Raw genomic sequence first — 13786 nt, 5'->3', positions numbered from 1 at the left:
CCACACTCCACTCGCCATCCTACCGAACCGAAAGCAAAAGCGGCAGCCGCTCACGCGACCACCGCTCTCGCCTTATTCACTATTCACTTTTCACTATTCACTAGCATCACGCCTGCGGCTTCGGCCGGAACAACACAAACTCCTTCGCCGCGCTCTCCCAGTCGTTCAGCATCCCACTGGCCAGCACACTATCCGTCAACCGCACATGCTCATCCAGCAGCCCGCGCAACTGCGCCTGCTCCTCTTCCGTGCACGCCTCAAACGCGACCGCCTCCAGAAACTCATCGTGATAGCGCGTCTTTTCAACGATCTCGCCATCGCGATCCAGCACCCACGCCAGTCCGCCCGTCATGCCCGCGCCGAAGTTGATCCCAATCTCGCCGAGAATCACCACAACGCCGCCCGTCATGTACTCGCAGCCGTGGTCGCCGATACCCTCGATGACCGCAATCGCACCCGAGTTTCTCACCGCAAACCGCTCGCCCGCTCTTCCCGCAGCGAACAATTTCCCAGCGGTTGCCCCGTACAGCGCGACATTGCCCAACAGCACGTGATCGCCGCTCCGCTCCACCGCTCGTCCCACCGGCCGCAGCACCAGCTCCGCGCCCGACAGTCCCTTGCCCACAAAGTCATTCGCCTGCCCCGTCAGGATCAGCTTGATCCCCTCCGCCGCAAACGCGCCGAAGCTTTGCCCAGCCGTCCCATGCAGATCGAACGTCACATCCACGCACTCGATCTCGCCCTTCGCCCGCAGCAGCGCAAGCTCACCGGACAGCCGCGCGCCCACCGAACGGTCCTCGTTGCAGATCTCCGCGCCCACCTCGAAGCTCTTGCCCTTCTGCGCCGCGGCCACGGCCTGCCGCGTCCACTGCTCGTCCAAAGGTTCCTTCGCCTCAGGTCTGTCATTCCGTCCGCCGCCCCAACGCCGCGGTCCGTCATCGCCATCCGCCAGCAGCGGCGTCAAATTCAGGTTGCCGTCGAACCGCACCTGCTCCAGCAGATCCACACGCCCAATCGCCGCCTCCAGACTCGGCAGCCCGAACTTCGCCAGCAGCCGCTGCAGATCGCCCGCAAGCTGCTTGAAGAACGTCACCACGTGCTCCGGCTTGCCGCGGAACTTGGCCCGCAGCTCCGGCTTCTGCGTCGCAATGCCCGTCGGGCAGGTGTTCAGGTGGCACTGCCGCGCCATGTCGCAGCCCAGGGCCACCAACACCGCCGTGCCGAACGCATATTCGTCCGCACCCAGCAGCGCTGCCATCAGCACATCCCGCGCCGTCGCAATTCCGCCATCCGTGCGCAGCCGCACGCGCTCGCGCATGCCATTCGCCCGCAGCACCTGCTGCGCTTCGCTCAGCCCAAGCTCCCACGGATTCCCCGCATACTTGATGCTCGAAAGGGCCGCCGCCCCCGTGCCTCCCGTGTTGCCGGCAATCACCACGTAATCCGCGTAAGCCTTCGCCACGCCCGCAGCCACCGTGCCCACGCCAAAGCTCGACACCAGCTTCACACCCACCGCCGCGCGCTTGTTCACGCGCTTCAGGTCATAGATCAACTGCGCCAGATCTTCAATCGAGTAGATGTCATGATGCGGTGGCGGCGAGATCAGCGCCACTCCCGGCTGCGCATGCCGCAGTCTCGCGATCAACCCCGAAACCTTGTGTCCCGGAAGCTGTCCACCCTCACCGGGCTTCGCTCCCTGCGCCACCTTGATCTCGATCTCCTCCGCGTGCGCCAGGTACTCCGCCGTCACGCCAAAACGCCCCGAAGCAATCTGCTTAATCTTGTTATTCAGGCTCGCATGCACCGCCGGCGCACTCACCATCTCCGCCACCGCCGCGCCTCCATTGCTCTCACGCGCAGCCGCAGCGAACTCACCCTCCGGTCCACCAGCTCTCGGCCCCTGACCCTGCAAACTGTACACCGCGCGATCTTCGCCACCCTCACCCGTATTCGACCTCGCGCCCAGCATGTTCATCGCCTGCGTGATCGTCGAGTGGGCCTCCGGGCTCAGCGAGCCCAGCGACATCGCGCTCGCAATGAAGTGATGGCACAAACTCTCCGGCGCCTCAACATCGTCAATCGCCAGCTCCGGCCCCGCCGGTCGAACCTCCAGCAAATCTCTCAGCGATCGCGGCTCCGCCGTATCCACATTGCGCGTGAAAATCTGAAACGCCTGCGCCGCATCACTCGCGGGCGGCACGCCTCTTGCGCTTCCCACCACCGTCTGCAGCGCCTTCACATTCGGCGGCTGCCATTGATGAGGCTCCGCCGTATCCGCCTTGCGGAACCGAACCCATCCATAATCCGGCAGGTCAGCCTTCGCCGCCGCCGGCTCAACACTCTCGCCAATCCACGCCGCCCGCAGCCTCCGCTCCAGCTCAGAAAACCCAATCCCTGACAGCGGCGCCGGCGTATCCGGAAAACACCGGTCCACCACGCTCTTATGCAGACCAAGAATGTCGAACAGGTGCGCCATGCGATAGCTGTTCACCACGCTGATGCCCATCTTCGACATCACCTTGGCCAGCCCCGCATCCAGCGACTTCAGCAGATACTTCTCTGCGTCCACGCCCTCCGGAAATCCCTTTTCACCCACGTACGTCCGCGCCGTCTCCAGCGCCAGCCACGGGCACACCGCGCCCGCGCCATACCCGATCAGCACCGCCGCATGATGCACATCGCGGCAATCGCCGGCCTCCACCGCCAGCCCGCACAGCGTACGCAGCCCCGCGTCCACCAGCGCCTCATGCACCGCGCCCGTTGCCATCGCCATCGGCACCGGAATCCGCTCCGCCGAAGCGCTGCGATCCGTCAGCACCACCACCCGCGCTCCCTTGCGCACCATCTCCACCGCACGCAGGCTCAGCTCTTCAATCGCCTGTTCGAGAGTCTTCTCCGGCGAAAATACGCACGCCAGCTCCTCCACGCACAGCTCTTCCTTATGCGGATACTGTCCGCTCCGCAACGCCGCCATCTGTCCCAGCGACAAGAACGGCGAATCCAGCGCAATGCCAGGCAGCGGCGCGTTCTTCTCCAGCAAATGCGGCCACGGTCCCAGCCGCGTGTGCAGACTCACCACCACCGATTCGCGCAGCGAATCAATCGGCGGATTCGTCACCTGCGCAAACCGCTGCCGGAAGAACGCATACAGCGGTCGCGGACTCTTCGCCAGAAACGCCAGCGGCGTGTCATCACCCATCGACCACACCGCGTCCTTCCCGGTGCTCGCCATGGGCTTCAAAATCATGTTGACGTCTTCCTTCGTGTACCCGAAGCCCTTCTGCACCCGCGAGAGTTCCTCAACCGGTAAGCCAAGGTCCGATGCCTGCAATGGCACCAGCGGCTCCATCCGCGTCAGCGCCAAAAACTCCTCGCGCGAGTCGAAGACGTCCATCATGTCTTCGTTGTGGTACACCTTCCGCTCGGACATATCCACACCGAGCATCTCGCCCGGCCCCAACCGTCCGCTCTCAATCACCGTTCCCGGATCCAGGTCCACCAGTCCAGCCTCGGACCCCGCGACCACAATCCCCTCGCTCGTGATCGCATACCGGCAAGGCCGCAACCCATTCCTGTCCAGAGCCGCACCCACAACAATGCCATCGCTGAACGCAATCGCCGCCGGCCCATCCCACGGCTCAGCGCACTCCCGGTGGTACTCCAGGAACGGATGCACGCGCTTCGTAATTGCCGGCGGCAGCAGCATGCGCACGCTCTCCGCAATCGTCCGCCCGTTGTGGCTCAGCAGCTCAATCGCCTCATCCAGCGACGCCGAATCCGTTCCACCTTCCGTCAACACCGGCTTGCACTCCACCGGCAGCGTCGACCCGCGCGCCCGCATCCTCGAGCGATTGCCCCACACCGTATTGATCTCGCCGTTATGCGCCAGCTTGCGCGACGGCTGCGCGCGATGCCACGTCGGCAGCGTGTTCGTCGCATACCGCTGATGGAAGATCGCGAACTGCGTCACAAACTCCGGCGACGCCAGATCCGGATAGAACTCGGGCAGCAATCTCCCCAGGCACATCGCCTTGTACACAATCGTCTGCGCCGAGAGCGAGCAAATATAGCCCGTAACCTCGTTCAGTTCGACCGCGCGCTCAAATTGCTTGCGCGCCAGGTACAGCCTGCGCTCCATCGGGTCGAGGTTCGCATGCACCGCCGCATCGCCCACCAGCACCTGCCGGACCGTCGGCATCGTCGAGCGAGCAATTTCGCCCAAGATCTCCGGCCGCGTCGGCACATCCCGCCACGCCAGCACCTTCAGCTCCTGCGCCTTCAGCGCGCGCTCAATCACCGCCTCGGCGCGCGTCTCTCCCTGCGGCAAAAACACCATGCCCACGCCCAGCGTCGCATCGTCAGCCAATTCAATCCCAGCCGACTTCAGCAGCAGCGCCCGCGGCACATTCGTCATCAGGCCCACGCCGTCGCTCGAGGCACCGTCCGCCGCCACCGCACCACGATGTTCCAGCCGCGCCAGCGCCGTCAGCGCATCTTCCAGAATCTTGTGGTTCGCCTTCGCCAGTGCCGACGCCACAAAGCCCACGCCACACGAATCCTGGTCAAAACGCGGATCGATCAAGCTTTTCGGGCCTTCAGCAAGGCCCTCGGGAAGGCTCGCCCGGCCTTCCGGCAATGCAACTTCACTCAAACTTCCGCCGCCAGGCTGAACATCGCCCGTCGACAGACACTTCGGCCGCTGAGGAAAAAGAAGGGGCATGCTTCACTATACTTCCATTGTTTGACTAGCGCACGATCGAGGGAGTGAATCTTCCTAGGAAATCTTGAGCTAAACCCGTTCCCTCGCCTTGACATTCGCGGTATGTATATTTATACATGAATTGTGGATTTTTATGCATCAGGCGTGGCGCCCTCTGCGTCACGCTTTTTCCTGTGCTTAAAAGCCCATTCAGCAGGTCAAACATCCAGAAGGAGTGAAAAAGAATCCGGAGCGTTCCCTAACTTCCTCACTCCCTGACGCCTTATGAAGCATCAACGCCAAAACGCGATCCGAGACCTCCTGGCCAAGGCCGCCGAATCCAACGGTGCGGCCATCAATAACCAGGATGACCTCCGCCGCAAGCTCGCCGCCCGTGGCATTCACGTCACGCAGGCCACGCTCTCGCGCGACATCCGCGAGCTCAAGCTCCTCAAAGGCCCCGCCGGCTACGAGCTCCCCGCCGTCGACGAAGAAGCAGAGGAACTCCCCGAGATCGGCGACGTTCTCCAGAACTTCGGCCTCGAAGTCCGCCAGGCCCAGAATCTTCTCATCGTCCTCACCACCATGGGCGGTGCTCAGCCCGTCGCCGCCTCGCTCGACTACGAAGAATGGCCCGAGGTTGTCGGCACCATCGCCGGCGACAACACCGTCCTCGTCATTTGCCCCGACAACCGCCGCGCCGAAACCCTGCGCACCCGCATCGAGACCTTCATTGCCTAATACCACCTCCAATCCGAGTACTGCGGGGATGACCACAACTCCGGGCACTTCACGGACCACCACAACTCCGGGTGCCCCGTTCATACGCGCGGCGGGGTCCCCGGCGGGTGCCCCATTCGTACGCGCAGCGGGGTCCCCGGCGAGCTTGCTCGCTGGGGTGCAAGCGGACGAGTGGGATTCCACCAATCTCCGCGTCGCTGTCGCCGGCGTCACCGGCTACGCCGGCGCCGAGCTCGCGCGCCTCCTCCTCCACCACCCGCGCCTCACCACTCCGCCCGTCTTCCTCGGCCGCGAAGGCGCCGAAGAGACCCTGCGCCTCACCGACATTCACCCCGCACTCACCGGCGCCCCCAACGCCGACGCCGCCCAGGTCATCCCCTTCTCCTTCGACACCCTCACCAAAGAAGGCGTTAACCTCCTTTTCCTCGCGCTGCCTCACGAGCAGTCCCGCGACCTCGCGCCCATCGCACTCCAGAACAACATCCGCGTCGTCGATCTCTCCGCCGCCTGGCGCCTCCAGCACGACACCAACCGCGCCATCTACAAACTCCACGACGCCAACCCCGACTGCGCCGCCAAGCTCCAGTCCGAAGCCGTCTACGGCTCGCCCGAGCTGCACGCACCCGCCATCCGCAGCGCACGCCTCGTCGCCAACCCCGGCTGCTACGCCACCTCTGTCATCCTCGCGCTCGCTCCCCTGGTACGTGCCAACATCGTCGACCTCGGCCACGGCATCGTCGCCGACTCCAAATCCGGCGTCTCCGGCGCGGGCAAGCTGCCCACCGCGACCACGCACTTCATGCACGCGGCCGACAACCTCTCTGCTTACGCCGTCTTCGGCCACCGCCACACCGGCGAGCTCCTCGAACAACTCCAACTCACCCGCGAGCAAATCATCTTCACGCCGCATCTGCTCCCCATCCCCCGCGGAATTCTCTCCACCATCTACGTGCGTCTAAACAAAGAGTGCGCCGTCGACGAGATCCAATCCTGCTTCGACGACTTCTACTCAAACGCCCCACTCGTCCGCGTGCGCCGTTCGCCTACCCTCCCGCAGATCCAGCACGTCGCGCGCACCAACTTCTGCGACCTCGGCTTCCATCTCGACCGCGACGCTCGCCGCCTCATCGTCGTCTCCTGCCTCGACAACCTGCTCAAAGGCGCCGCCTCGCAAGCCATCGAAAACATGAACCTCATGGCCGGGTTCCATCAACAGGAGGGCCTCCTATGACGTCTTCCTTTGCGTTCCTTCGCGCCCTTTGCGCTCTTTGCGTCAAAGCTTTTGCTTTTGCTCTCGCCTTTCCTTCTGTCATCCCCGCAGGGGATCTGCTTCTCGCACCTGGAGTCCACCCATGAAATTCGTCCTCAAGCTCGGCGGAGCCGCCCTTGAAAACCCCTCGCTCCTCGCCACCTGCGCGCAAGCCGTCGCCGACCTCACCCGCGACGGTCACCTCGTCGCGCTCGTCCACGGCGGCGGCGTCCAGCTCACCAGGCTCCTCGCCCAGATGGGCAAGAAATCGGAGTTCGTCGCCGGCCTCCGCATCACCGACGCCGAAACCCGCGACGCCGCCCTCATGGTCCTCGGCGGCCGCGTCAACAAGTCTCTCGTCGCCGCACTCACCCAGCACGGCGTCTCCGCCGTCGGCCTCACTGGCGGCGACGCCCAGGTCTTCCGCGCGCGCAAGAAAAAGACCGAGCACGACCTCGGCTTCGTCGGCGAGATCGCCTCCACCGACCCCCGCTGGCTCGACGCCATCTGGAAGATGGGCGCCGTCCCCGTCATCTCCTCCATCGCCCTCGGCTTCGACGGCGAATACTACAACATCAACGCCGACGAAATGGCCGCCGCCGCCGCCATCTCCACCAAGGCCGACGCCCTCGTCTTCCTCACCGACGTCCCCGGCGTCAAAGGCGCCGACGGCTCCGTCATGCGCTGGCTCTCCCTCAAAGAAGTCCCCGCGCTCGAAAAAGCTGCAGTCGTCTCCGGCGGCATGCTGCCCAAGCTCAACGCCTGCAAGGAAGCCCTCACCCACGGCGTCAAGCGCGTGCGCATCCTCCCCGCCGAATCCGCCGCCGTCCTCCCCGACTTCTCCAGCACCCGCATCAACGACGGAACGGAGGTCATGGTCGCATGACCCGTTCTTGTTTTTCTTTCTGTCATCCTGAGCCGAATCTGGGTGCCCCATTCATACGCGTAGCGGATGAGTGGGCAATCGAGCGACGCTCGATGCCTTTGCCTTTGCTTCCGAACCATCACAGCACCGTCATTCTGAGCGAACCCTGAGCACAGCGAAGGGGTAGTCGAAGAACCCCGACGCTCTCACATCACGAAAGCTGTTCGAACCTTTTTCAACCACGGACCGAACGATGCCAAATCAGACACATCTCACACTCGCCGACGCACAAGCCGCCGAATCCAAACTCGTCCTCAACACCTACGCGCGCTACCCCATCCTCATCACGCGCGGCGAAGGCGTGCACCTCTACGACGAGAACAACACCGAGTACCTCGATCTCCTCTCCGGCATCGGCGTCTGCGCTCTCGGCTACAACCACCCCGCCATCACCGCCGCCATCACCGAGCAGGCGAAGACCCTCGTCCACACCAGCAACCTCTTCTACCACCCCCACACCGCCGAGCTCGCCCTCCGCCTCACCGAGATCACCGGGCTCGACCGCGTCTTCCTCACCAACTCCGGCACCGAAGCCTGGGAGGCCGCACTCAAGCTCGCCCGCGCCCACGCCGGCCTGCTGCGCTCCGAAGGCAAACGCATCGGCACAAAGTTCCTCGCGCTCGAGCACAGCTTCCACGGCCGCACCATGGGCGCCGTCGCCACCACCCACAAGTCCGCCTACCGCGAGCCCTTCCAACCCGTCATGCCCGACGTCGGATTCATTCCCTTCAACGACGTCGCCGCACTCAAGGCCGCCTTCAGCACCGACGTCTGCGGCATCTGCATCGAGGTCCTCCAGGGCGAAGGCGGCATCAACCCCGTCTCCGCAGAGTTCCTCCGCACCGCGCGCGCACTCTGCGACTCCACCGGCGCATTGCTCCTCTTCGACGAGATCCAATCCGGCATGGGCCGCACCGGCAAGTGGACCGCCTACCAGCACACTGACGTCATGCCCGACATCACCACGCTCGCGAAGCCCATCGCCGGCGGCATCCCCATGGGCGCCATGATCGCCACCGAAGAAGCCGCGCGCGCCTTCACGCCCGGCATGCACGGCACTACATTCGGCGGGAACCCGTTCGCCTGCGCCGTCGCCATCGCGGCCATCGACACCATCAAGCGCGACAACCTCCTCGCCCACAACACCGAGCTCGGCAACTACTTCCTCGCCCAGCTCCGCAACCTCGCCGCAAAGCACTCATCTATTAAGCAGGCACGCGGTCTCGGCCTCATGGTCGGCCTCGAGCTCCACTCGCCAGACCTCGCCAAGTCCGTTCACGAGGCAATGATGAACACACATCACATCCTCCTCAACCGCACGCACGACACCGTTCTGCGCTTCCTTCCGCCGTACATCATCACCCGCGAGCACGTCGACCAAACCATCGCCGCGCTCGACCAACTCCTCACCCAACACCTCACCCCCGAGCCCCAAACCGCCGAGGCCACCGCAAAATAATGTAGGGGAGGTCAATTAGCGCCGTCATCCGGAGCAAAGGAAAAATAGGCCGTCATCCTGAGCAAAGGAAAAATAGGCCGTCATCCTGAGCGAAGCGCGCAGCGCGAAGTCGAAGGACCCCGAAAATGCCGGCCTTACGAATAGCGTCGAACCATTTTCAACCACGGATCTAACTCGCATCTCGTTCCTAGTACCTAGTACCTAGAACCTCGCACCACCCAGGAACCCCATGGACACGAAAACCATCGTCATGAACCCGAAATCACGGAAGCCCTCCGGCATCCAGTCCGACACCGCCTTCACCGAGCTCGCCAAGGGTCTCAACGGCCGCGACCTCGTCTCCATGGCCGACCTCTCGCCGCAGGAGCTCACCGCCATCCTCGAGCTCGCGCACGCCGTCAAAGCCAACCCCGACGACTTCCGCCACGCCCTCGACGCGAAGCAGATGATCCTCATCTTCGAGAAGGCGTCCCTCCGCACGCGCCTCACCTTCGAAGCCGCCATGAACACGTCAGGCGGCAACGCCATCTTCTACGACCAGACCAAGCAGCCGCTCGGCGAGCGCGAGTCCATCCCCGACGTCGCTCACAATCTCGAGCGCTGGATGCAGATCATCGTCCTCCGCACCTTCGCGCACTCCACCATCACCGAGATGGCCGCCAACGCGAAGGTCCCCGTCATCAACGCACTCTCTGACCTCGAGCATCCCTGCCAGGCCATTGCCGACTTCATGACCCTCGAAGAGCACTTCGGTGCCGTCGACGGCCTCAAGTTCACCTACGTCGGCGACGGCAACAACGTCTGCCACTCGCTCATGCTCGCCGGCGCGTTGCTCGGCTCGCACGTCACCATCGCCACACCCAAAGGCTTCGAGCCCAAGCTCGACATCATCCACAAGGCCATCGAGATCGCCGAGACCACCGGCGGCTCGCTCACCTTCACCCACGACCCCGTCAAGGCCGCCACCGGCGCCGACGCCATCTACACCGACGTCTGCGTCTCCATGGGCCAGGAGCACGACTCCGCCCGCCGCGGCCCCATCTTCATCCCCTTCCAGGTCAACGACGCCCTGATGTCGCACGCACAATCGGGCGCAGTCTTCATGCACTGCCTGCCCGCGCACCGCAACGCTGAAGTCACCGACTCGGTCCTCGACGGCCCGCACTCCATCGTCTTCGACCAGGCCGAAAACCGCATGCACGCCCAAAAGGCCATCACCCTCATGCTCCTCGGCGGCGCCAAGCGCCTCCCCAAAACCCCCAACCGCCGCAGATAGCTTCGCGGTAGTTGTTAGAACCGGTCATCCTGAGCAGAGCGCAGCGAAGTCGAAGGACCCCGACGCTCTCCGACTCACCACAGCCCCTCAACCCTTTTCAGCCACGAACTAACTCGCGACTCGAAACTCGCAACTCGAAACTGATAGCGCAAACCCGGAGCCCACAGCAGCCCAACTCCGAAAGGTGCTGAAGAAGCGAAAGAGGAAAGAAGTTTTGAAGGGGCACGGCTTCAGCCGTGCCATAACAGTTCAGCAGAAACGGGGCTTTCGCCCCTGAGGTAAATGAACCACCACAAGCCGTCATCCTGAGCGAAGCGAAGCGAAGTCGAAGGACCCCGACGCTCTCCGCCTCACCACAACCGCTCAACCCTTTTCAACTACAAACAAACTGGCAACTGAAAACTGATAGCGCAAAAGTTTTGAAGGGGCACGGCTTCAGCCGTGCCATAACAGTTCAGCAGAAACGGGGCTTTAGCCCCTGAGGTAAATGAACCACCACAAGCCGTCATCCTGAGCGGAGCGCAGCGAAGTCGAAGGACCCCGACGCTCTCCGCCTCACCACAACCGCTCAACCCTTTTCAACTGCAAACAAACTGGCAACTGAAAACTGGCAACTGAAAACTGAAAGCGCAAAAGTTTTTGAAGGGGCACGGCTTCAGCCGTGCCATAACAATTCACCACAAAACGGGCTTCAGCCCCTGGGGTACGCATGACGGTGTTCGCACAGTCCGAATCGAAATGGCTCGGCATAATCGTCGTGTGCTTCGCCTGCGTGCTCCCCTTATCCAAGAGTGCTGAAGCGCAAGGACTCACGATCCACGCAGTTGAAGACGGCACGAACAAACCATTACGGGACATTCCAATCACTCTGCGTTACAACTGCACGCCAGTGGACTCGGGCCTCAAGTTGAAGTGGCATGGCTGCAAATGGATCCAGCGGCGAACCGATAAGGCAGGAATCGCATCGTTTCCCGAAGCCCCGTCGCTGCCGAACATAGATGACGTCTATTCATTGCCAATCACTTATGGCATGACGTGCTGTGACGTTCAACCTAAGAGCTTTCCTGCTGAAGCTACGATGAAGTTTCGAAAACGCACATTGGCAGAGCAGCTTCACTGGATTTTCGTTGGCGATTGAAATACAAGTCGCTCGGCAAATGAAACACAAATAGAAATAGAAACAGAAGGATTCGATCGCAGATGCCTAGTGAACCAACCAAGATGTGGTCCGGCCGCTTCCGCGAGCCCCTCGACCGCACCTTCGAGCAGTGGCAGCGCAGCTTCCCCTTCGACTGGCGCCTCCTGCCTCACGAAGTAGCCGCCTCGCAGGCGCACGCCCGCGCCCTCGCCGCCGCCGGCATCCTCACGCCAGACGAACTCGACACTATGCTCGCCGGCCTCACCCGCGTCGGCGAACGCCTCCTCAACTGGTCGCACCGCATCAGCGCAACTTCAGGCCAAATCGATTACGAAACATCCAACGCTCAGATCGGCGCCGCCATCGTCGCCAGCGCCCCACAGGCCGAAGACATCCACCACTTCGTCGAGCTCGAGCTCACCAAAGAGATCGGCGCCCTCGCCCTCAAGCTCCACACCGGCCGCTCGCGCAACGAACAGATCGCCACCGACATGCGCCTCTTCGTCCGCGACGCGATCGACGCGACAACTCACGGCCTCCTCGACTGGGCAAACGCACTCCTCACGCAAGCCGAAGCCCACATCGACGACGTCATGCCCGGCTACACGCACCTCCAGCGCGCCGAGCCCGTCCTCCTCGCCCACTGGCTCCTCGCCTACGTCTCCATGCTCGAGCGCGACCTCTCCCGCTTCGCCGACGCACGCGCCCGCATGAACCTCTGCCCGCTCGGCAGCGGAGCCATCGCCGGCGCCACCCTCGCACTCGACCGCACCATCGCCGCGGACGCCCTCGCCTTCAGCGCCCCCACACCCAACTCCATCGACGCCACATCCGACCGCGATTTCATGCTCGACTTCGCGCAAGCAGCCTCCACCCTCGGCCTGCACATCTCGCGCTTCGCCGAAGAGCTCACCCTCTACGCCACGGCCGAGTTCGCCTTCGTCGACCTCCCCGAAGCCTTCTCCACCGGCTCTTCCGCGATGCCGCAAAAGAAAAACCCCGACCTCACCGAGCTCGCCCGCGGCAAATCCGCCCGCCTCCTCGGCGCCGCCACCGCGCTCGCCACGCTCATCAAAGGCCTGCCGCTCGCCTATAACAAAGACCTCCAGGAAGGCCAGGAGCAGATCTTCGACATCGCCGACACCCTCGCCGGCCTGCTCAGCGTCCTCCCCAACTTCACCCGCGCCCTGAATTTCCGCACCCCACGCCTCAAATCCGCCGCCGAAACCGGCTACCTCAACGCCATGGCCGCCGCCACTTATCTCTCCAACAAAGGCGTCCCCTTCCGGAAAGCCCACGAAATCGTCGGCAACGCCGTCCGCCTCGGCCTCGACCGCAACCTCGAACTCAACGCCATCCCACTCGAAGACCTCCGCACCCTCTCGCCCGAGTTCGCCGAAGACTTCTACGAAGCCATCTCACTCACCGCCACCCTCGACTGCCACGACGTCCCCGGCGGCACCGCCACCCACCGCGTCCGCGAAGCCCTCGCCGCCGCGCGCACTCGCCTCTCTACCCTCTATCCCCTACCCTCTACCCCCTAAAGAAATGTCCAGCGACCTCATCACTCTCGATCTCGGCCCCCACGAAGCGCAGCCCGCCAGCGCCGCACCCATCCGCGTCCACAAAGCCCGCCTCCAGGACGCCCGCAACATCTTCGACCTCGTCAACGCCCACTCCCACGACGGCACCCTCCTCCGCCGCTCCTACGCCGAGCTCTGCGAGAACATCCGCGACTTCACCGTCGCCTACCGCACCATCGAAAACCCCGAAACCCACGAACCCGAAGAAGAGTTCCTCGGCTGCGGCGCCCTCCACCTCTACGGCCCGCACCTCGCCGAGGTCCGCTCCATCGTCGTCCGCGCAGACCGCCGCGGCCTCGGCGCCGGCGACGCCATCCTCGAAGCCCTCATCGCCGAAGCCGACGACCACGAGGTCGCCTCCGTCTGCCTCTTCACCCGCATCCCCGACTACTTCGAGCACCTCGGCTTCCGCACCGCCGAACGCGACGCCATGCCCGACAAAATCTACAAGGACTGCCAGACCTGCCCGCGTCTCTACGCCTGCGACGAAGTCGCCATGGTGCGCGGCCCGCTCCCCAACATCGCCGTCCTCGGCCCCCGCGAGCCCCAGCTCCCCGAGCTCGTCCAGATCAACCCCCTCGCCCCCACCGGCACCCGCTAGCGCCGGCGCTGGATCGCCCACAATCCGGGTGCCCCATTCATGCGCGCAGCGGATGAGTGGGCGGTCGCGCGCTAAGCCGCGCGATAGCTTCTCGCCGGCCCGCAACGGTTGCCCG

General features: G+C 63.8%; 9 protein-coding genes. 8 read left to right on the top strand and 1 reads right to left on the bottom strand.

The window, feature by feature from the left end; genetic code table 11:
- Positions 1 to 106: 106 nt before the first annotated feature.
- The gene (locus tag VGU25_04080; GenBank protein HEV2576371.1) at positions 107 to 4720 is read right to left on the bottom strand and encodes a glutamate synthase-related protein; all 4614 of its coding nucleotides are present in this window, start codon (positions 4718 to 4720) and stop codon (positions 107 to 109) included.
- A 264-nt stretch (positions 4721 to 4984) separates the two neighbouring features.
- On the opposite strand from VGU25_04080, the gene VGU25_04075 reads away from it, so the two are divergent.
- The 8 genes from VGU25_04075 (at position 4985) to VGU25_04040 (ending at position 13671) form a co-directional block, all read left to right on the top strand.
- The gene (locus tag VGU25_04075) at positions 4985 to 5440 is read left to right on the top strand and encodes an ArgR family transcriptional regulator (protein HEV2576370.1); all 456 of its coding nucleotides are present in this window, start codon (positions 4985 to 4987) and stop codon (positions 5438 to 5440) included.
- A 145-nt stretch (positions 5441 to 5585) separates the two neighbouring features.
- Complete coding sequence (gene argC, locus VGU25_04070) at positions 5586 to 6671, top strand: N-acetyl-gamma-glutamyl-phosphate reductase (GenBank protein ID HEV2576369.1); 1086 nt, start codon at positions 5586 to 5588, stop codon at positions 6669 to 6671.
- 121 nt (positions 6672 to 6792) lie between these two features.
- A complete protein-coding gene (argB, locus tag VGU25_04065; protein ID HEV2576368.1) occupies positions 6793 to 7575 on the top strand; it encodes an acetylglutamate kinase in 783 nt (260 codons plus the stop codon).
- A gap of 232 nt (positions 7576 to 7807) precedes the next feature.
- A complete protein-coding gene (locus VGU25_04060; protein ID HEV2576367.1) occupies positions 7808 to 9073 on the top strand; it encodes an aspartate aminotransferase family protein in 1266 nt (421 codons plus the stop codon).
- Between the two features lie 229 nt (positions 9074 to 9302).
- Positions 9303 to 10349: an ornithine carbamoyltransferase gene (gene argF, locus VGU25_04055; GenBank protein ID HEV2576366.1), complete on the top strand. Its 1047-nt coding sequence runs from the start codon at positions 9303 to 9305 to the stop codon at positions 10347 to 10349.
- A 709-nt stretch (positions 10350 to 11058) separates the two neighbouring features.
- Positions 11059 to 11487, top strand: coding sequence for a hypothetical protein (locus tag VGU25_04050; GenBank protein ID HEV2576365.1), 429 nt, complete (start codon positions 11059 to 11061; stop codon positions 11485 to 11487).
- Positions 11488 to 11549: 62 nt separating this feature from the next.
- On the top strand, positions 11550 to 13031 hold the full coding sequence (gene argH / locus VGU25_04045) for an argininosuccinate lyase (protein HEV2576364.1): 1482 nt from the start codon (positions 11550 to 11552) through the stop codon (positions 13029 to 13031).
- A 4-nt stretch (positions 13032 to 13035) separates the two neighbouring features.
- Positions 13036 to 13671, top strand: coding sequence for a GNAT family N-acetyltransferase (locus tag VGU25_04040; protein ID HEV2576363.1), 636 nt, complete (start codon positions 13036 to 13038; stop codon positions 13669 to 13671).
- The last annotated feature ends 115 nt before the right edge of the window (positions 13672 to 13786 follow it).

The sequence above is a fragment of the Acidobacteriaceae bacterium genome, assembly GCA_035944135.1.
In the GTDB taxonomy this organism is placed as follows: domain Bacteria; phylum Acidobacteriota; class Terriglobia; order Terriglobales; family Acidobacteriaceae; genus Granulicella.
This window is presented reverse-complemented; position numbering and strand designations above follow the sequence as displayed.